This window comes from Marinobacter aromaticivorans, assembly GCF_002806975.1.
Lineage (GTDB): Bacteria > Pseudomonadota > Gammaproteobacteria > Pseudomonadales > Oleiphilaceae > Marinobacter > Marinobacter aromaticivorans.
This window is the reverse complement of sequence record NZ_NIHD01000006.1, coordinates 16,416-40,445: the sequence shown is the minus strand read 5'-3', so window position 1 is coordinate 40,445 and position 24,030 is coordinate 16,416. Positions and strand designations below refer to the sequence as shown.

Annotated in this window: 20 protein-coding genes and 1 other RNA gene; 9 read left to right on the top strand and 12 right to left on the bottom strand. The window is 54.2% G+C overall.

The annotated features are described in order from the left end of the window. Positions 1–8: 8 nt before the first annotated feature. From CDH48_RS10215 to ffs, 8 genes are all read right to left on the bottom strand, one after another. Positions 9–353 carry a hypothetical protein gene (locus CDH48_RS10215; RefSeq protein ID WP_100688639.1) on the bottom strand — a complete coding sequence of 115 codons (345 nt, stop codon included), beginning with the start codon at positions 351–353 and terminating at the stop codon, positions 9–11. After that, positions 353–799: a YcgN family cysteine cluster protein gene (locus CDH48_RS10210; RefSeq protein WP_100688638.1), complete on the bottom strand. Its 447-nt coding sequence runs from the start codon at positions 797–799 to the stop codon at positions 353–355. Before CDH48_RS10210 ends, CDH48_RS10215 begins: the two co-directional genes overlap by 1 nt. Continuing rightward, entirely contained in the window at positions 796–1,089 is a 294-nt protein-coding gene (locus tag CDH48_RS10205; protein WP_100688637.1) for a YcgL domain-containing protein, read from the bottom strand. Before CDH48_RS10205 ends, CDH48_RS10210 begins: the two co-directional genes overlap by 4 nt. Then, entirely contained in the window at positions 1,086–2,249 is a 1,164-nt protein-coding gene (gene rnd / locus CDH48_RS10200) for a ribonuclease D (protein WP_100688636.1), read from the bottom strand. The genes CDH48_RS10205 and rnd overlap by 4 nt, the downstream gene beginning before the upstream one ends. 43 nt (positions 2,250–2,292) lie before the next feature. Next, complete coding sequence (recR, locus tag CDH48_RS10195) at positions 2,293–2,895, bottom strand: recombination mediator RecR (RefSeq protein ID WP_100688635.1); 603 nt, start codon at positions 2,893–2,895, stop codon at positions 2,293–2,295. 42 nt (positions 2,896–2,937) lie between these two features. Then, positions 2,938–3,261, bottom strand: coding sequence for a YbaB/EbfC family nucleoid-associated protein (locus tag CDH48_RS10190; RefSeq protein ID WP_100688634.1), 324 nt, complete (start codon positions 3,259–3,261; stop codon positions 2,938–2,940). A gap of 3 nt (positions 3,262–3,264) precedes the next feature. Then, positions 3,265–4,953, bottom strand: coding sequence for a DNA polymerase III subunit gamma/tau (dnaX, locus tag CDH48_RS10185; RefSeq protein ID WP_100688633.1), 1,689 nt, complete (start codon positions 4,951–4,953; stop codon positions 3,265–3,267). Between the two features lie 117 nt (positions 4,954–5,070). Continuing rightward, positions 5,071–5,167, bottom strand: an RNA gene (gene ffs, locus CDH48_RS10180) — signal recognition particle sRNA small type. Between the two features lie 193 nt (positions 5,168–5,360). Between ffs and CDH48_RS10175 the strand changes: the two genes are divergently transcribed. After that, positions 5,361–6,281 carry a D-hexose-6-phosphate mutarotase gene (locus CDH48_RS10175; protein ID WP_100688632.1) on the top strand — a complete coding sequence of 307 codons (921 nt, stop codon included), beginning with the start codon at positions 5,361–5,363 and terminating at the stop codon, positions 6,279–6,281. Between the two features lie 150 nt (positions 6,282–6,431). On the opposite strand, the gene CDH48_RS19410 is transcribed toward CDH48_RS10175, so the two are convergent. Then, positions 6,432–7,148 (bottom strand): PEP-CTERM sorting domain-containing protein, encoded by a 717-nt coding sequence (locus CDH48_RS19410; RefSeq protein ID WP_227521041.1) that lies wholly within the window; start codon positions 7,146–7,148, stop codon positions 6,432–6,434. A gap of 300 nt (positions 7,149–7,448) precedes the next feature. Between CDH48_RS19410 and prsK the strand changes: the two genes are divergently transcribed. From prsK to CDH48_RS10145, 5 genes are all read left to right on the top strand, one after another. Further along, the gene (gene prsK / locus CDH48_RS10165) at positions 7,449–9,488 is read left to right on the top strand and encodes an XrtA/PEP-CTERM system histidine kinase PrsK (protein ID WP_100688631.1); all 2,040 of its coding nucleotides are present in this window, start codon (positions 7,449–7,451) and stop codon (positions 9,486–9,488) included. A 102-nt stretch (positions 9,489–9,590) separates the two neighbouring features. Then, entirely contained in the window at positions 9,591–10,964 is a 1,374-nt protein-coding gene (prsR, locus tag CDH48_RS10160) for a PEP-CTERM-box response regulator transcription factor (protein ID WP_100688822.1), read from the top strand. Positions 10,965–11,015: 51 nt separating this feature from the next. Further along, positions 11,016–13,652 carry a tetratricopeptide repeat protein gene (locus CDH48_RS10155; RefSeq protein ID WP_227521040.1) on the top strand — a complete coding sequence of 879 codons (2,637 nt, stop codon included), beginning with the start codon at positions 11,016–11,018 and terminating at the stop codon, positions 13,650–13,652. A 334-nt stretch (positions 13,653–13,986) separates the two neighbouring features. Then, positions 13,987–15,612, top strand: coding sequence for an FAD-binding oxidoreductase (locus CDH48_RS10150; RefSeq protein ID WP_100688820.1), 1,626 nt, complete (start codon positions 13,987–13,989; stop codon positions 15,610–15,612). A 72-nt stretch (positions 15,613–15,684) separates the two neighbouring features. Then, complete coding sequence (locus tag CDH48_RS10145) at positions 15,685–16,488, top strand: PEP-CTERM/exosortase system-associated acyltransferase (RefSeq protein ID WP_100688630.1); 804 nt, start codon at positions 15,685–15,687, stop codon at positions 16,486–16,488. A gap of 100 nt (positions 16,489–16,588) precedes the next feature. On the opposite strand, the gene CDH48_RS10140 is transcribed toward CDH48_RS10145, so the two are convergent. Beyond that, complete coding sequence (locus CDH48_RS10140; protein ID WP_100688819.1) at positions 16,589–17,398, bottom strand: THxN family PEP-CTERM protein; 810 nt, start codon at positions 17,396–17,398, stop codon at positions 16,589–16,591. Between the two features lie 446 nt (positions 17,399–17,844). Between CDH48_RS10140 and CDH48_RS10130 the strand changes: the two genes are divergently transcribed. Beyond that, on the top strand, positions 17,845–19,266 hold the full coding sequence (locus tag CDH48_RS10130) for an exosortase/archaeosortase family protein (protein ID WP_100688628.1): 1,422 nt from the start codon (positions 17,845–17,847) through the stop codon (positions 19,264–19,266). Positions 19,267–19,278: 12 nt separating this feature from the next. Here the strand turns inward: CDH48_RS10130 and CDH48_RS10125 are convergent, their stop codons facing one another. Together CDH48_RS10125 and CDH48_RS10120 are read right to left on the bottom strand one after the other, a co-directional pair. After that, positions 19,279–20,418, bottom strand: a complete 1,140-nt coding sequence (locus tag CDH48_RS10125; protein ID WP_188437738.1) for a DegT/DnrJ/EryC1/StrS family aminotransferase — start codon at positions 20,416–20,418, stop codon at positions 19,279–19,281. Between the two features lie 59 nt (positions 20,419–20,477). Continuing rightward, entirely contained in the window at positions 20,478–21,623 is a 1,146-nt protein-coding gene (locus tag CDH48_RS10120) for a glycosyltransferase family 2 protein (RefSeq protein ID WP_100688626.1), read from the bottom strand. 193 nt (positions 21,624–21,816) lie between these two features. Here CDH48_RS10120 and CDH48_RS10115 point away from each other — a divergent pair, with 193 nt between their 5' ends. Together CDH48_RS10115 and CDH48_RS10110 are read left to right on the top strand one after the other, a co-directional pair. Beyond that, positions 21,817–22,839, top strand: a complete 1,023-nt coding sequence (locus CDH48_RS10115) for a polysaccharide deacetylase family protein (RefSeq protein ID WP_100688818.1) — start codon at positions 21,817–21,819, stop codon at positions 22,837–22,839. A gap of 46 nt (positions 22,840–22,885) precedes the next feature. Beyond that, a complete protein-coding gene (locus CDH48_RS10110; protein ID WP_188437736.1) occupies positions 22,886–23,992 on the top strand; it encodes a glycosyltransferase family 4 protein in 1,107 nt (368 codons plus the stop codon). Positions 23,993–24,030: the final 38 nt, after the last annotated feature.

The following is a 24,030-nucleotide window of genomic DNA, read 5'->3' as shown; positions in this document are numbered from 1 at the left end:
TGTTGGTATCAGCGTCGGGACAGGCGATAGCGAACCAGATCCAGAATCCAGACAAGCAGCATAACGAGGCCACCAATGGCCAGATTAAACAGAGCCCTGCCGGCAGCGTCTGCATCGCCGAGGATGAGTTCGTAACCGCCAAAGAGCCAGGCCGGTATCCACCAACCCGCCTGCTCGGGCGACTCAACAGGCGTCAGCAGCAGTGCAACCAGCGCCGCCAGCAGCAGAGTACGAAAGCCATACACCGGTAAAAACCGGAAGAGCTTTTTCATCATGTAAAAAAACACGACAAAAGCGATAGCGTAAGCGGCCCAGAAGATGCCGTAAGCAGTTTGTGCGTCAGTATCGATCATTACAGAATCCAGTGAATGATGTGTTCTTCCCAGTCATCTTCCGGCACCCCGGCCTCCGAGATTACTTTGTGGCGTATGGAAACGCCTGCCTCATGCACTGAATCCGGGTCGCCACTACGCAGTGGGTGCCAGTCTGCAAGGGGTCGGTTCTCGGCGAGCGTGCGGTAAGCACAGGTATAAGGCAGCCAATGGTAATCGTTCACAGTGCCCGGTGTCAGCACCGTGCAGCCAGGCACCTTGCTCAGGCGATCAGCGTAAACCGTGCATTGACAGGTCTCTTCGTCCATATAACGGCATACCAGGTCCGTGTGATATACCTCTCCGGTGTCTTCGTCCTCAAGCTTGTTCAGGCAGCATTTGCCACAACCGTCGCACAGGGATTCCCATTCCGAAGGGGTCATCTCGCTCAGACGCTTGCGCTGCCAGAACGGGATTTGCGCAATCACGAGCTTTTCATCCCCGGTTTTTTCCGGAAATCGACCACGTAAGCATCGGGCTCTTCCGGCATCTGCAAAAAGAAGTCTTTGTCGGCGATGGCCGTCAGAACCTGCTCACCGGTGGTTCGCGCAAGTTTGCGGTCCGGCGTCATTACCAGATCCATGGCATGTACCGGGTTACCGAAAATACCTCTGAGGCTTTCCGGCAGATCGTCCCATTTCTGCCCGCGACGCACGTAAATATAGGTGTCGCTTTTCTTGCTGCTTCGGAAAACAGATACAAACTCGCGGTCTTTCATGACTTCAGGCATTCCTCAATATCGTTCACAACCGGAGCAAAAATTCTTGCACGCCAGCCCTGGAAAAACGGGCTACCAGCAAAGGTTCTGTCCTGCACAACCTTCTCAAGCCGTTTTCGAGGTGCAAGCAGTTCCATTGGAATATCAACAGCCTCCGCTACTTTCCTGAGAATGCGCTTGAGGTTTTTGAGAACCACTTGCTGATCCCGGGTAAGCGGTGGCGCGATGAGCTGAACACCCGATGTACCAAGGTTAGAAGTATCAAGGTTACGCCCGTGTTCGACAAGTTCCAACAGGGCCTCTCCATAGCGGCGGACCACGGCTGCAGGAACACCCTGGATATTGGACAGTTCACTGATCGTCCCGGGCAGCCGTTCTGCAATGGCAATAAGCAGAGCGTCCGCCAGAACCCTGCCCCGGGGGCGGTCACGCCTGCGGCTTTCCTGTTCCCGCCAAACAACCAGTTCCCGGAGCACGGCCTGCTGCTGCGGGCTCAACGCCCAGCCGCCGCGCAGGCGCAGATAATGATTATCCGGGTCGTCCTGCCCTGCAAGTTCATCTGCAAAGCGTGCAGACTCCTCCACGAGTGCAGACTCAAGGCCCCGTTCCTGAAGACGTGCAGAAATCCATTCATACATGGGCGCCAGAAAACGTATGTCCTCCACAGCATAGCGTTGCTGGGCTTCACTCAAAGGCCGGGAAATCCAGTCGGAGCGGGTGACGGATTTATCCAGGGTTTCACCAAACAGGGTTTCAACGAATCGTGCATACCCCAGGGAAAAGCCGGCGCCCGCCATAGCTGCGCCAATCTGCAGGTCCACAACGCCCTTGGGGTTGATCCCCAGCCAGTCCCGAAACAGCTCAAGATCCTCGCTCATGGCATAGAGCAATTTGGTTACAGCAGGGTCTGCGATGACTTCACGAAAGCGGGAGGAATGCTCTGCAACGTCCGGATCAACAAGGCAAAAGTGGTCGCCAAGACCCAGCTGAACCAGCCCGGGGATGGGGTAGAAGGTATTTACTCTCTCGAATTCCGTATCCAGCACCAGTGGGTGGCCCGGCGCGCTGTCCAGCCATGCATCAAGCGCTTGTGCTGTTGTAATCCAGTCAATGGTGTCAGGCGCCGGAGGAACGCGAATAGCGGATATGGAAAGTGTCATAGAAACAGCCGGTTAAAAACGCCGTCAAGGCGCTGATACGCAATCAATCCAGCAGAGGTTTTCTGCCGCGAAACGCGTGGGTGAGGGTAAAACCGTCAACGTAGCCAAGCTCGCCACCAACGGGTATACCGTGAGCAAGCCGTGTGATGAGAATGCCTGACCCGTCAAGCCGGTCGGAAATGTAGTGGGCGGTTGCCTCACCTTCAACGGTAGGATTGGTTGCAAGAATCAGCTCGGTAACGCCGTCTTCGCCTACCCGGCGCAGAAGCCGTTCAATACCGATTTCCTCCGGGCCCACGCCGTCGATGGGCGACAGATGCCCCATCAACACGAAATAACTGCCTTTGTAATCCCCCGCCTGCTCGATGGCCAGCAGGTCTGAAGGGCTTTCCACCACGCACAGAGTGCCGTTGCTCCGGGCCGGGTTGTCACAAATCCCGCATACTTCGGTATCTGAAAAATTCTGGCAACTCTCGCAGCGGCGAACCCCCTCCATGGCATTGCTCAAAGCATCAGAAAGCCGGACTCCTCCGGACCGGGCGCGCTCAAGCAAATGAAACGCCATCCGCTGGGCCGTTTTCTGACCGACTCCGGGCAAACAGCGGAGCGATTCAACAAGTTCATCAACCAGAGGGCTGAAGGCCATTTAACATCCTCGGACTGCAGTTCAGGAAATCGTGAAAGTGGGTTAAAACGGCATCTTGAAGCCGGGTGGCATACCCATGCCGGACATCATGCCAGACATGGCATCTTTCTGGTTGGCTTCCACACGGCGCACCGCATCATTAATGGCTGCAGCCAGCAGATCTTCCAGAACATCCTTCTCTTCAGACATCAGTGAAGGATCAATCTCTACCCTGCGCACATCATGGCGGCCGTTCATGGTAACTTTCACCAGGCCGGCACCCGCTTCACCGGTAATCTCGGCTTTTGCTGCTTCTTCCTGGGCTTTCTGCATTTCTTCCTGCATTTTCTGGGCTTTTTTCATCAGGTCGCCCATATTATTCATCATACTTTAACTCCTGCCTGTCTCTGTCGGCCGTATACTGTCTTCGACTACCCTGGCCTCAAACCGTTCCACAATGGTTTTCACCAGCGGGTCATTGTGAATGGATTCTACCGCTGCACTCTGCCGGGCTTTGCGTAAACGCTCCTCATAGGCAGCGGGCGTATTGGGGCCAGGGTTACCCTGCTCTATCTTTATCTGAATGGCGTCGCCGAAGTGATTTCTCAAGGCGGCCAGTATTTTTTCTTCATGCCGGGCGTTCAGCAACCGGGCGTGACCTTCATCGATTAACAGAGTAACCGTATCACCATCCCGGGACATGGCGCCGTGGCTGGCCAGATTGCCCGGCATGCCCACAATGTCAAGATTGCGAAAATCCCGCTCCCAGACAAATTCCCCCTCTGCAATTGGAGTCGGGGCATCGGAGACATCCGGGGCATCCCGGGTTTCCGGGGTTCCGGGAGTTTCCGGGGTTTCCGGGGGGGCAGGCTCAGGTTCAGTCGCAACCAGTTCGGGTTCAGGCCCGGGCGCGGGTTCCGGCTCAGGCTCGTCCCTGGATTCTCCTTCCGCGGCGCATCTGGTGCTTGCCGCCGGCGGCGGTGCGCGACGACCCGAGCCAGGGCGAAACGCCAGCATACGGAGCAGCGTCATCTCAAAGCCCATGCGGGCATCAGGGGTAATAGCGAGATCTTTGCGGCCCATAAGGGCCGCCTGATAGAACAACTGGGCATCCTCTGCACTGAGTTTGCGGGCCAGGGACTGCACCTGCGCAGCATCGCCAAGGGCGTTATCGGCGCTTCCCGGTACCACCTGTTCCATGGTCACACGGTGGAACAGTGACAACAGATCCGCGAGTATAATGCTGTAATCCGGCGCGAAATCCGAGATGCGGCTGATTTCCGCCAGCAAGCCCGGGCCATCACGGTCTACCAGTGTATTCACAATGCGCTCGATATCCCGCTGATCAATGGTACCCAGCATGCTGCTGACATCACTGGCCGCCAGCTTCTGGTTACCAAACGCAATGGCCTGATCCGTAAGGCTGAGGGCATCACGCATACTGCCATCGGCGGCGCGGGCCAGCAGCCAGAGCGCGGGTTCTTCAAAGGGTATCTGCTCGGCGGTCAGAACGTTCGTGAGGTGGCCGGCAATGTGTTCCGGTGTCATGCGCTTCAGGTTGAACTGCAGACAGCGTGAGAGAACGGTTACCGGCAGCTTCTGGGGATCGGTGGTTGCCAGCAGGAACTTCACATGTTCGGGCGGTTCCTCGAGGGTCTTGAGAAACGCATTAAACGACTGGTTGGTAAGCATGTGCACCTCGTCGATGAGGTACACCTTGTAGCGCCCACGGCTGGGCGCGTACTGCACGTTGTCCGTAAGCTCCCGCATGTCATCCACACCGGTGCGGGATGCGGCATCAATTTCAATCAGGTCAACAAACCGGCCCTCCTGGATTTCCAGGCAACTGGAGCAGGTACCACAGGGGCGTGGCGTAACGCCGGTTTCGCAGTTAAGGCAACGGGCCAGCAGCCGCCCGATGGTGGTTTTACCCACGCCCCGGGTGCCGGTAAACAGGTAGGCATGGTGCAGGCGCTGGTTTTCCAGTGCGTGAATCAACGCCTGGAGAACGTGTTCCTGCCCCACCATATCTTCAAAGGTGCGAGGGCGCCATTTACGGGCAAGTACCTGGTAGCTCATGATCCGCCAAATGCTGAGAAAAACGCCTGCAACTTTAGCATGGACAGGGTGTTGTAAGAAGCGGAAACAGAAAAGTTGACAAGACGTGACGGGGGACTAAGCAAGAACTGGGGGTGGCCCCACCAGCGACACTCCGGCACACAATTCCACCACTGCGGCTGCTCCCTTCCGGGCCTGACCGGGTTCGCGGTTTCATGTTGCGGAGGCACCAATGGAGCCACCATAACGACGTTTCAGTATATAATCCCTGAAAGCGGCGCGAATAGTAGCAAAAGGGTTTGCGGACTACAACGGCAAATCCGCGCACGCGCACCAAAACACATTATTCCGGAGCAGATGTCGCCCCCGGTGCACTTTTAATTTACTCTAACAATGAAAGCGGATTCACCTGAGCCCAGAACCTGATTATGTCTGAAAGCAGCAACAAACCGCCGTTATTTCTCTCGCCCGGGCAGTGGTCTTTTACTCGCTGGACAACTATCGGGCAACTGGAGGCGCTGGAAGTACATCACCCGCTGTTCGAAGCCAGACTGTTCCTGCAGGGTGCTCACCTTACCCGGTTTATTCCCAGGAATGAGCCGGACTGGCTCTGGCTGAGCCCCTCTGCGCGGTTTGAACCTGGCCGGGCCATACGCGGCGGCATTCCCATCTGCTGGCCCTGGTTTGGCGACCCGGCCCGCAACGCGCCAGAAGTCCGTAAACGGATTAAAACACCGGATGCCCACGGATTTGCACGCACAGCACTCTGGAAACTGGAGGATGTGAGCGAGAGTGCCCATGAGGTGGAAATCTGCCTGTCTCTGGATGCCAACGACGACTTCGCCGACGTGTGGAACGGTCGCGCCCTTGCGCTTCTTACGTTCAATTTTTCCGTGCGCGGATGCCGGCTGGCACTTACCACCACCAACCTGGGTAATGAGCCCCTGGCCTTCAGCCAGGCTCTACACACCTACTTGCCAACAGCCGACATCGAACGCTCGCGAGTCCTGGGTCTTGGCTACACACACTACATAGATACCCTGAAAAACTGGGAGTACTGTACCCAGAGTGGCCCTGTTTATTTCGAAGGAGAAATAGACCGGATTTACGAATCCGGAGAACCCCTGATTGTTGTTACACCCGGCATCACCCGCAAGCTTACAGCGGTAGGCAGTGACTCCACGGTTGTCTGGAACCCGGGCCCCGACAAGGCTGCAAAACTGAGCGACTTCCCGGATTCGGCCTGGCGGGCAATGCTGTGTGTCGAAACTGCCAATGCAGCAAGCGATTATTACGTGCTTAATGAGGGACAAAGCCACACCCTGGGTGTTCTGATCGGGCGTGGCTGACAACGGCTGCAGAACGGCCGCTGCAGAATAATTCCGACGCTGAAAGAAATATTCCGGTTTTACCGGGACAACAAAATGCCTTTGTAACGGCGCCGCCTGCCAACGAAAAAGCCACCGCATCGGGTGGCTTTCTCGGCCCGCTATACTGTGTCAGGCTTTTTTACGACGTACTGCAAGCCCCGCCAGACCTAACCCCAGAAGCGCCAGAGTGCCGGGCTCGGGCACAGATACCGGAGGCTTGGGCTTAAAAAGCAGTAGATCCTGGGAATCCTTCTCCCCATTAATCGTTACCGCATCCAGAACGTACATATCATAACCCTCGGACTGACCGGCCAAGCCCGCAAGCATGGTATCTGCAGCGGCGCGTGAACCGTTGAAAGGACCGGTTGCCGTGAAGTTACCGTTAGTCATTCCATAGGAGCCGCCCTTCTCGTAGATTACTTCCCACAAGGCCAACTGGAACGCAGCCGACGAAGTCTTGTCGTTCACACTACCTTCATACCCTGTGTAAAGCTTGCTGATGGAAGACACGAGGTTTGCATCGCCAAAGTAACTTGATGCTGTTTTCAGTTCGTAGGTTCTGTTGCTTTCATCCAGAAATACATCGAGATCAATACAAAACGCTGCCAGCGCGCCGGTCCAGGCAATCGGTGACGTGCCGGTCGGGTTGCTGGTCGTGAAATTGAACATTCCTGCATTAATGTTGTTATAGGTTTTACTGGGCGAGGTGTTCACCAGTGTCCCGGAGTTGAAACCATAGGTAGCATTCTGGTAATCCAGATCAATCGTGGGCAGCGCCGCCGCATTGCCGGCGTACAAGGCGCCCGTGAGTAAAACAACACCAGAAAGCTTTAGTGGTGTATTCATAACCAGTTCCTTTTATTTAGTTTTCGCGCCATTGTCATGGAGTTATTTCGTCCGTCTTACGTACCCATGTGTAGCAATAGTCGAACCATGCCGAACGAAATTACTATTTTTCAGCTAGATACGCTCTCTAGCGCGATCAAAGAACCGACAACCTCGAGCACAACTGTAAGAAATATCGACATATGAGATCCCACCAAAATACAGGTGGCCCGGGAGGGTCTGATGTTGTGGCGCCCGGCAGGGTTGCACAGAGGGGCCGTCAACCTCAAACTACATCTATCCAGGGAATAGGCAGATTACATGCTTCCAGATCTGAGCGTGATAAGTCATGGCGCGGCCGCCGTAGTATTCGCAATACTTGCGTTGCTTGTGGGCACTCGCTATTTAAGGCGTGACATAGACCGGACGCTGTTCCTGGCGGCACTCGTCACCACTCTGTGGGCGGCTGTCCTCGTTAGCCAGAGCCTCTGGGGCCAACCCGGATTTTTTACCCGTTATCTGCTGGAGTTGCTCCGTAATACTGCATGGATTCTCCTTCTGTTCGCCATGCTGCGGGACACATTCCGGCATGGACGCCTGAGCGGGCAAATCAAGAAGTTCCTTGGAATCGCAACGGTCGTCCTGCTTGTTGCCTTGCTAACCCTTGGCAGCCTGGAATTTTTCTTTGGCCTGTCACTGGTGAATGGCAAAACCAAGCTTATAGGTCAGATTGCACTGTCACTTCTGGGCCTCTCCCTGGTTGAGCAGATCTGGCGTAACGCCCCCGCATTCGGTCGCTCCAGCATAAAATACCTTTGCATCGGCACAGCCACCATATTCGCGTTTGATTTTTTCATGTACGCCGATGCGCTGCTCTTTGGTGCGATCGCCGATTCCTTCTGGAACGTTAGGGGTTTCGTAAACGCAGCACTGGTGCCGTTGTTTGCCATAAACGTCGTCAACACCCGCAAACAACCCATTGACTTTCAGCTCTCCCGGTCCGCGGTCTTTCATGCCGGCACACTGGTTCTGGCCGGCATTTACCTGCTTCTTCTTGCAGTTAGCGGTTACTACGTTCGTATTCTCGGGGGCAACTGGGGCGAGGCTCTGCAGGTATTATTGTCAGTCGTAGCCCTGGTGTTCCTGACAACACTCGTGCTTTCCCGGCGCTTGCGGGCCAGGCTGATGGTTCTTATCAGCCAGAACTTTTTCGATTACAAGTACGATTATCGAGATGAATGGCTGAAAATGACCACAGAGCTGTCAGATCTGAGCGATGAGCCACCTCTTTCCCGACGGGTAATCCGGATTCTTGCAGGCCTGGTTGAAAGCAACGCCGGCGCCATCTGGCTGAAGAGCGAACAGGGGCCCTACACCCTCAAGGATTCCGCCAACCTCGCTATCCCCAGACACACCGTCATTGATGAAGACTCTGACCTGGTGCGTTTTTTTTCGGATAAAGAATGGATCCTGAATCTGGATGAATACCGGGCAGACCCGGTGAGTTACAACCTGCTGGAGATCCCGGATGCCATCACCGAAACGCCGGACGCCTGGCTTGTCATTCCGCTGTATCTGGGCAACCAATTATACGGTATCGCAATGATAGGCCGCCCCTACGCCCGGGTGGACCTGAACTGGGAGAACTTCGATCTGATCAAAGTAGTGGCTCGCCAAACCTGTAACCTGCTCGCGCAAGCGGATGCACAAAACCGGCTATCAAGAGCAATGCAGTTCGAGGCCGTAAGCAAAGCCTCCGCATTCATGGTGCACGATCTGAAAACCGTGATCGCCCAGTTGTCATTGCTGGTGAACAACGCCCAGAAACACCGGAACAACCCCGCTTTTATCGAAGACATGATCAAAACCACAGAGCATGCCGTCAGCAAGATGACCAATCTTGTGGAACACATTCGCAAACCAGCGGAAGAAACCGATAATGACTCTAAAGTACTGGACCTGACCCGCCTTGTATCCAGCCTGCTGGGGCATTATAGCCGACAGCTTCCATTACCCAGGCTGGAAGGCAATCCGCCGCCAATCATGGTTAAAGCTGATTCAGAACAATTGCGAAGTGTTCTGGGCCACCTGATCCAGAACGCACAGGATGCAACGCCCCCCAACGGAGAAATCACTCTATCTCTCAAAATTGCCAAAGGAAATGTCGTGCTCTTTATCCAGGATACCGGAAGCGGCATGAACGAGGATTTTATCAGCAACCAGCTGTTCAAACCGTTCGAAAGCACAAAAGGCCTGACAGGCATGGGCATAGGCTCCTGCTTTTCCATTCGGATTCCGCTGATGAATGAAGAAAAGCGCTCTGTTTCTGAGACTGTCAATAGGCAAGGGTTCGTCAATTAACCGACAATTATCCGTAACAATTCAATCGACCATTGCAAAGTGTCAATGTTCAGTTAAGAATCAGGGGTAGTGGAACACTCAAACAAAGGACTTGTTGCTGTTGTGACTAGACGACTGCTAATCGTAGAGGATGATCCGGGGCTGCAAAGCCAGATGCGCTGGTGTTTCAGCGAAGATCTGGAAGTGTTTGTCGCCTCAGACAGAGAAACTGCTCTTGCGGCACTCAGACGCGAAGAGCCCGATGTAGTTACACTCGATCTGGGCCTCCCACCGGATCCAGGTGGTGCAACGGAAGGTTTCGCACTCCTGGAAGACATCCTTCGGCTTGCACCTTTGACCAAGGTGATTGTAGTCACCGGTCGGGAAGATAAAGAGAACGCAGTTCTTGCAATTGGCATGGGTGCATCTGATTTTTATCAGAAGCCCCTTGATGCGGACATCCTGAATTTCGTGGTTAACAGAGCTTTCCGGCTTGCAGAACTGGAGAGAGAAAACCGCGATCTGGCACAGCAAGGCAACGGCACTAAAATCAAGGGCATTATCGCAGGAAGCCCTCAAATGATAGCCGTATGCCGCACACTGGAAAAAATTGCACCCACGGATGTAACAACCCTGATTACGGGTGAAACCGGTACCGGCAAAGAACTTCTTGCGCGCGCACTACACAACCTCAGCCCCAGAGCCAGCAACGTATTTGCCGCCATCAACTGCGCGGCCATTCCCGAGAACCTTCTGGAAAGCGAGCTGTTCGGCTTCGAAAAAGGTTCCTTTACCGGCGCCACGCAAGCCAAAAAAGGCAAGATTGAAAGCGCTAACGGCGGCACCCTGTTCCTCGACGAGATCGGCGATATGCCAATGTCGCTTCAGGCGAAGCTACTGAGATTTCTGCAGGAACGTGTCGTCGACCGGGTGGGCTCGATAAAGCCAATACCGGTGGACGTGCGTGTTGTATGCGCCACACACCGCAACGTACAGAAACTGATTGAAACCGGCGATTTCCGGGAGGATCTTTACTACCGGATAAGCGAAATCACCCTTGATGTCCCAGCCCTGAGAGAACGGGAAGGAGACGCGCTGGTTATAGCCCGGTCTCTGTTGAAATCCCTGGGCAAGGACATGGACCGGCAGAACCTCACCTTCTCCGAGGACGCCGTCAACGCCATCAGCAGCTACGCATGGCCCGGTAACGTGCGGGAAATGATCAACAAGGTGAAGCGAGCCACCATCATGGCCGACGGCAAGCGGATTACCAGAGAGGATCTGGAACTGCCGGGCAGTGAGCAGCCGGGAGAAAACCACCTGAATCTTCGCCAGGTTCGCGAACAGGCCGAACGCAAAGCCATCGTTCAGGCGTTGCAGGCCAGTGATTTCAATATGACGCAAGCCTCCCGGCTTCTGGGTGTTACACGCCCCACTCTTTATAATCTCACCGACAAATACAGAATCGACACATCGTCAGAAAATCCGGAAGTCTGACGTGACTTCCGGGCACGCGGCTGCAGCGAACGGCTCAAGGAGCAGATTTACATGATGACAAGAAAAACCACATTGAAGTCACTTCCCGGGCTCGTACTGGCAAGCAGCCTGTTGCTTGTGTTCCCCTTGTTCACGGGCTGCAACAACAACCCGGATTCGTCCGAGGCGCTGTCTCATCTTTCCCGGGCCGAAACATACTCCGAACAGGGGCAGTTTCGCTCTGCCCTGCTGGAAATCAAAAATGCCATCCAGAAAGATCCAGACAACGTAGAACACATCGTGCGTCTGGCAGACCTGTACCTTCAGGTAGGCGCCGCGAAAGAAGCCGCTGAACTGCTTGAGCCCTGGATGCAAGAGCAGCCGGAAGCAGTAGGCCTCACCCTCGCCCGCGCTTATGTTGAACAAGGCAAGCACCTTTCCGCAACTGAAACCCTTGCATTGCAGTCTCCGGATTCGCCAGAAGACCAACTGGAAGCCGCGCTGATCCGTGCGGAAGCCCTGCGCAAATCCGGAGAAGCATCCGAAGCCCTAGCGCTTTATAACGAGTTGCTAACCAGTAACCCTGAAAATATCAGAGCAGTAGAAGGTATTCTCCTGGCGCAGATCAATCTCGGAAGAAATGCACAGGCCACAGAAACTGCCGATGAATGGCTTGCAAAAAACCAACCAGCCCCGGAAGTTCTCTACTTGAAAGGCCTGGCCCACTACCGGCTGAACCAACTGGACCAGGCCTCGAACACCTTAACAGATGCTGTAGGCTTGATCCCGACATCCGATATATTCCTGCCCATACGTCGCAATGTGCTAAGCACGCTTTCTAAGGTTCTCACTGAGAAAGGGCAGATGACCGACGCCCAGATATACAATCGGATTCTGGCAGAAAACCAGAACAGCGACGCACGGGAACAAGGCCAGGCCGCTATTGCCGCTATTAAAGACGGCAATTTTGAAGAAGCGAAAACGATCCTGCGTGACGCCCTCAAGCTGGACCCGGAAAACGAACAGATGGCCATGCTTCTGGGAGCAGTTTCTGCCGGTACCGGCGAGCTGGAGGAAGGGGCTCAGTTGCTCACCGAAAACCTGGACCCGGAAACAACGCCGACCCAGTTTATCAGGGCCGCCACAATGGTCCAGATAGATACCGGAGACCGGGAGGCCGCCCTGAAAACCCTGGACCGGGCCATAAAAGCCCGCCCCAACGACAACGAACTCCTCGCCATGCACGGCATTCTGGCACTCAGCCTTCCCGGGCGCGAGAGTGACGGCGTTGCCAGTCTCAGCAAAGCCATCAGCAATGAACCTGAACGCGTGCGATTCAGGCTTGCACTCGCAAGACACTACCTGCAAAACAACAAACCCGATCAGGCGCTCGGGCAACTGCGCATGGCCTTCACTACCAACCCTGCGGACTGGGCCACCACCAGCACCTATCTGAACGTGCTTATCCAGCAGGGTGAAAAACAGGAAGCCGGCGAGATACGCGACTCCCTGCTTAACGGCTACGGCGACCAGCCTCGGGCGATTTTGTTGGCAAGCCTTGCAGATACTCAGCTGGGAAACCCCGACGCAGCCAGAACGCGCCTGGAAAAACTGGTTAAGGAAAGCCCTGAGCTTCAGGCGCCCAAGGTTGCACTGGCCGCCCTCTATGCGCAATCGGGCCAACGGGAAGAGGCCGTTAACCTGCTGGTAGATGCAGCCACACTTAACCCGGATTCGATACGTCCGCTGCAGCAAGCCGGCCAGATTTACATGCAAGACCATACCGTAGCTGAGGCCCGAAACTGGCTGGCGAGTGTTTCCGAAGAGCACCCGGAACTGAAAATGAATACCGACACGCTCATCGCATTGGTCGCGATAACGCAGGGCGAACTTGTCGAGGCCAGAGAGACGCTTTCCCGATGGACAGACACCGACTCTGCAACCGTTAAACGTGCCTATGGCCAATTACTGCTGGCTGAAGCGAAAGCCGCGGTGGACAACAAAAACTGGTCTTCTGCCCGCGCCATAGCAGCCGAAGCCATTACTCTTGAACCCGAAAACCTTGGGTTTGCACTCTTGCCAGTGGGAATTGCGCAGGCAGAAGGCAAGATAGACGAGGCTCTGTCAGCCCTTGACGCTGTGGAAAAAAATCATGGGGAAGCCACAGCAACCGTGCTTACCCGGGCGAAGCTGCTAAACCAACAAAAAGGTCCGAAAGCAGCTTACGACTTTCTTTCTGAAAAATGGCAGGCCACTGACAACATACAACTGGTGCCCACACTAATCCAGTTGGCAAAAGCGGAAGCACCTGGCTCAGTGGGAGGCCTGACAGAACGCTGGCTTAACGAAGCCCCGCAAAACCTCGCAGCGCACCTGGCGAGAGCCGACTGGCTAATGGCCGACAACCAGGAAACCGCTGCAGCAGAGCATTACGAGCAAGTTCTCGCAAGGCAGCCGAATAATATTGCCGCATTGAACAATCTGGCCTGGGTGCTGCGCGAGAAGAACTCCGACCGCGCGCTGAAACTCGCGGAACAGGCGAGCGAACTGGCACCCAACAACCCCGCCGTTCTGGACACCTACGGATGGGTTCTCCATCTGAGCGGGATGCACGCAGAAGCCAAAACAGCCATAGAAAAGGCCCTGGCTCTTGCACCGGATAATAACGAAATAGCTGAACATCTCGAGGCAGTCAGAAAGGCGATGTAAACGGTCACATTAACGCGAGAGTGGCTACGAAACAAAGGCCTGAGGGGCATACCTTTCAGGCCTTTTTTGTGGGCACATCTGACGGTTTCAGGCAGTAGAACCGACCCCAATTAACATTATTTAACAAAATTACCCCCCTCTGTATTTCCCAAAATCTATCCTAACTGCATGTTTCTCCAGAATTATTCAGGGTAAACCACTCATAGTAACGCGAACAAAACGACATATTTTGTCAAACCCATCTCCACTATAATTTCGCTCAAATGATGAACAGCTCATCACAAAACGTTCATAAAGCCTTAATAAAAGGCATCGATAAACCGTGGAAGCGCCAGTGAAAAGCACCTCTATCGAGTCCGCAATCGCCGAATGGGTCGCTATCCTGGGTGAGTCCGGAGTCTTAGCCGCTAGTGCTGCAGCAGATTTTGCCGCCTCGACAATCGGTACAAAACGCTCTATTCCTGCCGTGCTCCGCCCAGCGAACCAGCAGCAGGTTGCAGAGGTTCTTCAGGTGGCGCAACAGTGGCAGATTGCCGTCTACCCCGTGAGTACAGGCAATAATTGGGGTTATGGCAGTGCCAACCCTGTTGAAAATGACTGCGTTATCCTGGATCTTGGCCGGCTTGACCGGATTACCGATTTTGATCCCGAAATGGGCGTTATCACGGTCGAACCTGGAGTTACCCAAGGCGCCCTGAGAGAGTTTCTCGATCAGCATGATGGTGATTACCTTGTTCCCGTAACCGGCGCCGGCCCCACCTGCAGCATTCTTGGTAATGCACTTGAACGGGGTTACGGCATCACGCCGGTTACTGACCATTTTGCGGCGGTGACAAAGATAGAAGCGATCTTGCCAGACGGCACCCTTTACCGGACCCCGCTCAGCGAACTTGGTGGCGCAGAAATCGATGGACTTTTCAAATGGGGTGTGGGCCCTTACCTCGACGGCTTGTTCAGCCAAGGTAATTTTGGCGTGGTTGTAAAGATCACCATCGCCCTGGCACCAGTTCCCGACACCGTGACTGCATTTTTCTTTTCCACAAAAGACGACGCCATGCTCGAAACCCTGGTACCTGCTGTCAGGGCGGCGTTGCAGGCACTCGGCGGTTCGGTTGTGGCAATTAATCTGCTCAACAGCCAGCGTATGCTCTCCATGATGTCACCCTTCCCTGCCGACAGGGCCGTTGACGGTGTTCTGCCAGCCCATGAAGTTGAACGTCTTGCCGCCAGCCATGGTGTTGCAGCGTGGAGCGGGGTCGGAGCGATTTATGCCTCAAAGGAGGTAGCCCGAGCAGCGCGACGCACGCTAAGGCGGATTCTCGGCCCGGCAACAGACCGTCTCGTTTTTATCAACCGGCGTAAAGTAGATATGGCCCGGAAGATTGCCCGCGTTCTTCCCGGCGGGCTGGCGACACGGGTCAAGGGCATGGCGGACACGCTCTCCGGCGCACTGGAAATCATGCACGGCACGCCCAACGATGTCGCGCTGGCGCTGGCATATTGGCGCTCAGGAGCCCTGCCACCACCCGGGCAGTTCAAAAACCCCGCACGGGATGGCTGTGGGCTCATATGGTTCGCGCCGCTGGTTCCGATACGGGGCAAGGACGTTCGCCGCTATATCAATATGATTGAAGAAATTTGCCCCCAGTACGGCGTCAATCCGCTCATTACACTGACAACAGTAAACGATCGCTGCTTCGATTCTACCGTTCCCCTGCTCTTTGACCGCAGTAGCGCGGAAGCGACAGCAAGGGCTAACCAATGTTATCGCGCACTGTTTGATGCAGGGCAAAAGGAAGGCTTCCTGCCCTACCGCCTCAACATAGACGCAATGGACACCCTGACTTCCAGTGAAGCCAGATGTTCAAGGCTGGCCAGCCAACTGAAAGCTGCAATCGACCCAAATTCCATCCTGGCGCCCGGGCGATACGTGCCCAGGATCAAGCATTCCGAGGCCTGATGAGCTGTACCCTCGATACCCCCGGCACAATAGATAACAGCTCCCTGAAAGGGAAAGACTGAGGACCAAAAAATGCAAGCAGTCCTACAAACGCACGAAGACGTTAGTAGCATTTTCAACACGGTATTCAACGTCCAGTTGGCAACATCTCCAGAAGCAATTAACGAAGTATTCAAAGTTCGCTACCAGGTTTACTGCATCGACCGACCGTTCGAGGACCCCAATTGCTTTGCCGATAAACGTGAGCACGATACATACGACCCGCGATCCGCGCACGCTCTGATACGGCACCGGATAACAGGAGACAGCGTCGCCACCGTTCGTCTCGTTATGGCGGGTGATAACCCGGAACAGGCCATGTTTCCCATGGAAGGCCCCTGCATACACCGGATGGATCAGCAGGCACAACGCGCGTTTGCGAGCGCACGCCGCGACAAGGTAGCCGAAATATCCCGGATGGCGGTCAGCCGGGAATTTCGACGGCGCCTCAATGAGTACAAAGCGGTCTCCGGCATTAGTGAGCCCGCCTACTACACCGATTCAGAAAGTGGCCGGCGGGCCATGCCTTATATCAGCCTCGGGCTTTTTGCAGGTATCCTCCAGATGTCTGTCATACATGGCATAACCCACTGGATGGCAGTCATGGAGCCCGCGCAGTTGCGCCTGTTAAAACGATATGGAGTGGAATTTGATCATGTAGGGCCCGTGATGGAATATCACGGTCGTCGCCGCCCGGCCTTCACCGAAGCAGCGTCACTGATTGAAGGAATACGGAAACGTCGTCCGGATGTCTGGTCGCTTATTACCGACTCCGGGCGATACTTGCCGGCGAAACCGAACAGCGACTATAAATTAAACGAAATGCAGGTGGCGTGACTTCCGGCTATTTTCACCCACTAACAAAAGCCCCCGCTTCTTTTTTTGGCGGGGGCTTTTTTTATAGCACTAGCGTTTAAACGTTACAGCTGTTCAAACATTATGCCTTTGCTGCTTTTTTCCTGCGTGACAGACCAAGACCCGCGAGACCCATGCCCAGCAGCGCCAGGGTGCCTGGCTCAGGTACCATCTCGGTCGCGGTAATCCTGAATCGGGTATCGAAGGAGTTAGTCTTACCCTCTTCTGTCAAAAGGCCCACACATCCATTTGGAGCGCCGGCTGCTGCACAGGCGTCATCGTCCAAGGTAGCCAAACCATCCAGCTCAAGGAACACTGTGTAGGTATAGCCGTCTAAGTCAAATGACGAATTGAACTGGAAGTTACCAAATTCATTTAATGTGGAGCCGGTGACGTCGCCAATGGTGAATATGTCGTCGCAGTTAGAGGTTGATGCGTCGACACAGTTTCCATTATTCAGCGTTTCTTTGAAGAAACTCGCGAAAGTAGTGGTTGACGCAGGCAGTGGGTCACCGGAGGGCGTATACGGGGTAAGCGTCAGCACGGAAGTCAGGTCGAAACTTGACAGTGTCTTGTAACTGGCACTGATCACCTTGTTAACATGCGTGAACGTTCCACCCTCAACGAAATCCCCGCCGGTGATGAGACCATTTTCAGCAAATACGTCACTGATCGAAATAGACGACTGTGGAGAGTCCCCCCATGACAGGGTGCGGTCTCCATCAGACGGTGTAATATCACCAAGGGAGCCGCCGCCGGCAGTCCAGTTGGCGAATGTGCTGTCAACCTGATAACCCCACTCGGTAATCAAATCCGCGCTAACGGACTGTGCGCCGATCGCAAAGGGCAGCACAAGAGAGGATAGAAGCGTTCTTTTGAGAGTACTGTTCATCATTATCACTCCTTGGTAATGGGCGCTGGTAGTTGGAATTCGAAACACTCAACCAACGGTAGTGAGAGATGAGCACATTCCATACCACGTATTATAAATTGTTATTTTTCAGTTACTTAATTGATTTTTAAATTAAAAATTGATTAATATGGAGAGATCAGTGTAAATAGTTTCGACACGAGGGCAGCGCAAATGCATCGCGTGAGGCGCCATGTCTTTTTCAGGGGAGTATTTAAATGGTCCACCTGAGCAAAAAACAATAAAAACAGGCGGCTTAATGGCTATTTCTGGATTAAAAAAGCACTCAAAAAACAGACTGACCTCGAGGTGCGTAAAATATTCTGACACCAGGAAAGCAGGCCTGGCTTTTTCTTCGAATTTGAGTTTTATGTAGATAACATACACAGTATCCTGTCTTTTTTTATAGTCGGTACGGTGGACTCGCAATGTTAAGGAAGATATCAGACAACCTGCCGCAATCCAGACCCTATCTGGTTGTCAGTGTGATCGCGGTGCTGGTTTTCTACCCCACCTGGATCAGGCTTGCCGGAGCATGGCTTGAATTCGACCAGGCTGTAGCGCACGGGCTTGCGACGGCTGTTATTTTTTTTGGCCTGTTGCTGATTCACCCGCCCGTTCACGACGAGAGTCGCACACAACTCAAGCCCTATCGCCTTGCCGGCGCGGTACTGTTAATCGCCACAACACTGCTCTGGGCCCTGGTGGAACTGGTTCGCATAGACACCCTTGCCTACTTCATGCTGGCCGCAGGGCTCATCACCACCTCCTGGACGCTGCTGGGGCTTGCCCGAACACTCACGTTCCTACCCTACGCCCTGCTTTTATCCCTTTCGTTACCCTTCTGGGCGGTGAGTATTCCGGCTCTTGTGGATCTCGCAAGTTTTGTTGTCGGAAACTGGGTGGGCTGGTTCGGTATGACCGCCTTGATTGAAGGCAACAGCATTACCCTGCCTTATGGTCGCCTTATCATTGCCGATGGCTGTTCCGGCTACCGCTATTTTGCAATAGCCATTATGTTGGCGATGATGACATCCATCCTCAACGATTACCGCTGGCGCGGCTGGCTGGTAACCTTGCTGGTAGCCGGCACTATAGGGCTTATCGCAAACTGGGTTCGTATAACCATTCTGGTTGTGGTTGCCTATGAAACCGACATGCAGAGTGACATGATCTCAGACCACGAAACCATGGGCTGGATCGTTTTCGCCATGTTTATTATACCTGCGCTGCTCTTCTCGCCGGTTCGCAAACGAAAGTCGGCCGCAAACCATAGCCCGGAGGCTTCTGTATTCAATAAAACCGGTGTCATTGCAATCATCATCGCAATTGCACTCGGCCCAATCGCTCTCACGATAATGCAAAGGCCAGGCCTGCCAGTCTCGCCCTGGGCACTGGAGCTATCCGGGGCGAAACCTGCAAAAACCGGGGACATGCCAATAGCACTGGATCTGCCAGAGACGCTGAGCCAACAGGCGTGGCGTGCAGGAAATCTGTGGATGCTGCTGGCACAAAGCCAGAAAAACAATTCCGAGGACAAACTCGTGCCCTACCTGCCCCCGATGTTCGACACGTCACTATGGCAGTTACAGGAAACGCTCCAGCAAGGCTTACTCCACTATCGAAATATAATGACCCGCGAGCAAATAATAATCGGCCAATGGTTTCAGATCGGTTCCCAGCGCAGCTGGAATTACAAAGAAGCAAAATTACTCCAGGTACCAGCGCTGCTGGCACGGGAGAAGCAATTTGCACTCGTTGTCGTTCAGATGAAATGCAATCTCAGAAGCTGCGGCCCGGCCAAGGAAAAAGTTCAGCAGGCCATGGCATCCATTCAACTTGTCAGGTGAAGGGGTTGGCCTTTAGTGCTGCGCTAACAGAATGCCAGCGACAGAGTTAATGTCTGCGGTACGAACGTCCTCGTGGGCAGGGAGGGTAATAAGACGCTCCGCAAAGTCACAGGCACAAGGGAATGCCGTCGCGCTAACAGCCACAAGTTCCCTAACCCCGTTTATCGCCGGGAGCGCCTGGCCGTAGAAAACGCTGGCCCCGATACCGGCACGATTAAGCTCAAGAAGCGCTTTGTCCCGAATCTGTCTGGAAGGTGCGAGCAGTGGATAACGCAGTAATGCAGGTGAAGAGACAACCGGGCCCTCACCTCCTGCCTCATCGAAACATTCCGGTGCTAACCGGCTCCAACCTTTACCAGTGAGCCCCAACAGCGCTTCTGACCAGGCAGCGCCGTTTCCCTTCCGGCTGTTAAAATCTTCAATTCCCGCTTCCAACAACCCCTCAACAGGCGCCTGGCGCGCAATCGAGGAGAGCGGATGAAATAAGGTCTGCCCAATACCCAAAAACGGCATGTGCTCCATTATACCGTACAAAGGCCTTGTTAGCAGAAGGTTGAATAACCAGCGCCGCAGCCGCCAGACTAAGCCCGCTGATACCCGGGTCTCAGCAAGAGCACCCAGAACGTTTACACTATTCCGGGCAAGTTGCTCAGAATGATCCTTGCGGATCAAAAGCGCACCGCCACCCATCAGATTTATGGGCTTGCCCCGGCCAAAACTCAATATCAAATAGTCTGCCAGGCCGTTCCCGCACGAAAAAGGCGGAAACACCTGGGCGGAATCCTCAATCAACGCCAGATCGTTTTTATCAGCGATCTGCCTCAGGGCAAACAAGCGTTCCGGTATGCCCAGAAAACCCACGGCAATGATACCCACCGTATTATCGTTAACCGCGTTTTCCACAGCCTCCAGATCCATCCAGGGCCGCCCCTGTGCCAGATCAACCAAAACCGGTCGTGCCCCCTGAGCCACCACAGCGGCAACCAGGTCCGGGCAGCCGTATGCGGGCAGAATCACTTCGGGTGTTTGCGGAGTTCGCCTGCTGATGATTGATAACTGTACCGCCAGGGAAAGTGCAGCGGTGCCGCTGTTCACAAATACTGAATCATAAAACCCGGCCCAGGGTGCAGAAAAACCGTGGAAGTTTGCCACTGGCAAAGGCACCCGGCTGCCCACTGGTCGCAATTTCGAAAAGCCCAAGCTATTTCCCTCTATCGCTGGGACGGCGACCAGACAGTCATCCGGCGCCCTCCCAGAAACTGCAGGGTGGCATGGGCAATGGCGTAATTCACCTGCACGAAGAAATACGGAATCCGGATATAGCTTTTCGCACGCAAGCGGGGCGAGAAGTGTGCAGCCAGAACCACACCGTAAAAAGCAAGCTGCAGCAACAGCGCCAGGCTGTATATCCAACCACTGCCTGCCAGCATGACTGAAACCACAAACAGTATGAGCAAAAACCAGGGCACGGCCCAACGCATCAGTTTATGGCTGAATACCTGCCAGGCAAACAAGCCGAACCGGGCGGGGTTGAGCACTTCCGGATGCCTGGCCAGGGCGGTCCAGCCACGGATAACGGTCCGCAGTTTGCGCTGATACTCTTTAGAAGGATCTGCAACATCCTGGTAATGGCCCAGAACATCCGGGGCTGAAACCGCTACGTAACCATCAAGGGCGCAATTCAGCGCGGTATTGAAATCGCTGGGGGCATGAATATCCCAGCGGTGACACAACACCTGCCGCACCGCAAAAAATGATCCGCTGAGGCCGACCAGGCCGCCCCGAAGCGACTCCAGCTTGCGCAGCCACATCTCATATTTCACATAGGCCCCCTCGCCCACAACACTACCATCCCGGCTTACAAATACATCTTCGCTTGAAACCGCACCTACCGCGGGGTTATCAAAATACCGAACAAGCGCATGAATGGCATCCGGTGGAATACTGGTGGCCACATCCGAGAACACGATAATGTCACCGGTTGCCATGGCGATGGCATCCTTCTGGGCATTCTCTTTACCCAGGCGCTCATTGGTTCTGGATAACAAAACACCCTGGCTCTCATACTCGCGGACAATATCATCGGTTCCATCGGACGAGCAGTCAGACGCCACGATTATTTCCAGGTTCGGATAGACCAACTCCAGTGTATTTTCCAATTTTTGCCGGATGCGCCCGGCTTCATTGTGTGCGGTAATGATGAGAGAAACTGAGGGTGAGGCAGCTTGCGTAGCCGCAAGGTTATCAGCAGGTGCCGGCAGTGCTCTTCTGGCTGGCAGCGCCATAAGTGCCAGCGGATAGATAAAATAACTGTACACAGACCCTAGTACCGCAATCCAGAACACCGCTTCCAACATCCGTATCATCCCTGCATCTGAGCAAATTTGAGGCGTAATAATAGCACACCAGCATTGTGTAAATGATCGGTTCCAATCTGGCAAAGGTTACAACCAGATATAATGACAGCATGTGCCTTTAAGTGGCACAATTTGCGGCGAACGCAGTGGTTCATTGGCCGCGCGTATTTTACATCAAGGAGGATTGGTGACCGTGCAGTTGGTGAAACCGATTTTAAAACAGGCTCGCTACAGCCTTTTCGCTGCCGTCGCATTGCTCAGGATCAAGCTCAAAAAATCGCCGTCACTGATAATTCTGACCTATCATCGCATTCTGCCCGGGCAGTCCCTGCTTCGACACACGGAACAGCCCGGTATGATAGCAACCCCGGAAGCTCTGGACATGCATTTGAGCTTGCTCAAACGGCTCGGGGCCGAGTTTGTTTCACTGGATACCTGGCTGGATGCCCAACGTAAAAACAAAGGCTTGCCCCGATTAGCGGTAGCCGTCACCTTTGACGATGGCTGGCAAGACAACTACGAACACGCGTTTCCAGTGCTTAAAAAGCACAGCATTCCTGCCACCATATTTCTGGTGTCCCAGCGCATCAATACCTCATGGCTGTTCTGGCCCGAACAGGTGCTGGATTTACTGATCAACCATTTCCACCATCTGGGTCATGAGGCATTGCAATGGCTGCGCCCTTACCTCGAGGCAAGTGATGATCCTTCATCGCCTTACACAATCCTGCAGGCAGACTCGGTAATAAACCGCCTGAAAGCACTGGACGACCACACCATCGAGACACACCTTGAGCAAACCCGAAATACACTCCCGGCGCTGGGCCAAACGACCCCGAGTGCCAGACCCCTGCTCAATAAACAAGAGCTGGATACGATGTTGGCCAGTGGCCTGATCACCTATGGGGCCCACACCCGGCATCATTATCGTTTAAACCACCTTGGGAACCAGACAACTCTTGAAAACGAGATTGTTGGCAGCCATGAGGATCTGGAAAAACTTGGGCTTCAGCCGGTCAGAATCTTCTGCTACCCGAACGGCGACATTACCGGCAAAGGTGAACAGCTCGTACAGCAGCACTTCACCGCCGCCTGCACGACTGAACGCGGCTGGAACAGAACCCCGCCAAACCCGTTTGGCCTGCGCCGGTTCAACTTCCATGATGGCAATGGCAGTACCCCGCTGAGCTTTCTCGCAACACTTGGGAGACCGTAAGGTGGCAGCGAGCGGCTCACACCAAAAGCTTGTGGTGACTCATATCGTGTCTGGAGATTTATGGGCCGGTGCCGAAGCACAGGCATTTCAATTAATCTCTGGTCTTCAGACAAACGGTGTTATCAAGCCAACAGCGGTCGTGTTCAACCGGGGTGTCCTTTTCGACAAGCTCACGGAATTGGGTATAGACGTTACTCTCGCGGATGAGAGAGCTTTATCACCTTTGGGCCAGATTAAAACCATCTGCAAACACTTGCGGCAACACCCCACCGACATACTCCATACTCATGGCTTCAAGGAGAATGTGCTGGGTACTGTATCGAAATACCTGAGCGGCGTTAAACGCTCTGTTTTAACGGTACATGGTAGCCCCGAATCCCAGTCAACCTGGCGTGCCCCCCGAAAAAAGCTGACACACCTTCTGGATCGTGCACTGACTGCATTTTGTCATGATGCCGTAGTTACTGTGTCCCGGCATTTAAAAGCCCTGTTGGAGCCCCGGTATCCAAGCAAAACAGTCGTTATCCGGAACTTCATAGATACCGATGAAATTCTAGCCACTGCCCCGGGGCAACCTGATGACCAAGAAGAATCCGATGCCCGTTGCAGGATCGCCCTGGTCGGCCGCTGCGTTCCGGTAAAGCGCATCGACCTGTTTATTGATACTATTGCCAGCCTCATAGCCGACCATAACCTGGATGTTGAAGGTAATGTCTGCGGGGATGGCCCGCTTCTTGAAGTGATGAGGCAATACGCTAAAGACGAAGGCGTAGCAGATTTCATTCACTTCCGGGGGTTTATCCGGGACATGGAACCCGAATGGGCAGCAATGCACTTTTTATTAATGCCCTCTGACCACGAAGGCTTACCCATGACGCTGCTGGAAGCCCTGCTGCGAAAGGTACCGGTGGTCGCGCACAACGCAGGCGGTATACCGGAAGTGTTGGACAACGGGAACTGCGGAGCATTAGTGGATAACCACAGCGGAAAGGGTTATGCAGATAAGCTTGCACAACTTATAAAACAGCCGCAGACAGCCAGACAACTTGCGGCCAACGGGCTGACGCACGTCAGAAAGGAGTTCAGTAAACGTGAGAATGTGCAGAAGTACGAGGGGCTTTACCGAGCCATCTCACAAAAAAACAACTTCTAACCCAAAACACATAAGCATCGGCTCGCCCGGGTGACCGG

Coding starts and splice junctions, on each gene's coding strand:
- CDH48_RS10215 (WP_100688639.1), bottom strand. CDS start 353: ATGATCGATACTGACGCACAAACTGCTTACGGCATCTTCTGGGCCGCT.
- rnd (WP_100688636.1), bottom strand. CDS start 2,249: ATGACACTTTCCATATCCGCTATTCGCGTTCCTCCGGCGCCTGACACC.
- dnaX (WP_100688633.1), bottom strand. CDS start 4,953: ATGAGCTACCAGGTACTTGCCCGTAAATGGCGCCCTCGCACCTTTGAA.
- CDH48_RS10120 (WP_100688626.1), bottom strand. CDS start 21,623: ATGTTGGAAGCGGTGTTCTGGATTGCGGTACTAGGGTCTGTGTACAGT.
- CDH48_RS10190 (WP_100688634.1), bottom strand. CDS start 3,261: ATGATGAATAATATGGGCGACCTGATGAAAAAAGCCCAGAAAATGCAG.
- CDH48_RS10130 (WP_100688628.1), top strand. CDS start 17,845: ATGTTAAGGAAGATATCAGACAACCTGCCGCAATCCAGACCCTATCTG.
- CDH48_RS10205 (WP_100688637.1), bottom strand. CDS start 1,089: ATGAAAGACCGCGAGTTTGTATCTGTTTTCCGAAGCAGCAAGAAAAGC.
- CDH48_RS10145 (WP_100688630.1), top strand. CDS start 15,685: ATGCAAGCAGTCCTACAAACGCACGAAGACGTTAGTAGCATTTTCAAC.
- CDH48_RS10140 (WP_100688819.1), bottom strand. CDS start 17,398: ATGAACAGTACTCTCAAAAGAACGCTTCTATCCTCTCTTGTGCTGCCC.
- CDH48_RS10155 (WP_227521040.1), top strand. CDS start 11,016: ATGATGACAAGAAAAACCACATTGAAGTCACTTCCCGGGCTCGTACTG.
- CDH48_RS19410 (WP_227521041.1), bottom strand. CDS start 7,148: ATGAATACACCACTAAAGCTTTCTGGTGTTGTTTTACTCACGGGCGCC.
- CDH48_RS10175 (WP_100688632.1), top strand. CDS start 5,361: ATGTCTGAAAGCAGCAACAAACCGCCGTTATTTCTCTCGCCCGGGCAG.
- recR (WP_100688635.1), bottom strand. CDS start 2,895: ATGGCCTTCAGCCCTCTGGTTGATGAACTTGTTGAATCGCTCCGCTGT.
- prsK (WP_100688631.1), top strand. CDS start 7,449: ATGCTTCCAGATCTGAGCGTGATAAGTCATGGCGCGGCCGCCGTAGTA.